Source organism: Paraburkholderia sp. J63 (assembly GCF_905220245.1).
Taxonomy (GTDB): domain Bacteria; phylum Pseudomonadota; class Gammaproteobacteria; order Burkholderiales; family Burkholderiaceae; genus Paraburkholderia.
The window spans coordinates 1-207 of the sequence record NZ_CAJMZF010000248.1 but is presented as its reverse complement, the minus strand read 5'-3'; the positions used below and the strand labels follow the sequence as shown (position 1 = coordinate 207).

The 207-nt window shown below is 64.3% G+C and carries 1 protein-coding gene; it reads left to right on the top strand.

Features of this window, described 5'->3' with window-relative positions; genetic code table 11:
• Window positions 1-207: hypothetical protein (locus tag U5775_RS39390; protein ID WP_322063494.1), on the top strand; the 207-nt coding region annotated here is incomplete at both ends.

Sequence of the window (207 nt, the reverse complement as noted above, 5' to 3'; positions counted from 1 at the left end):
CTTGGCCAATGGGCTGCTGAGTGCATCGAGCACGGACGCGGTGAACGGTCAGCAACTGTTTGCGACGAATCAGGCCGTGACGACGCTGCAGGGCGATATCACGAACATCAACGGCCAACTGGCCGATGCGGTGACGTACGACTCGTCGGCGCATGACTCGCTGACGCTGGGCGGCACGGACGCGACCACGCCGGTGGCGCTGCACAA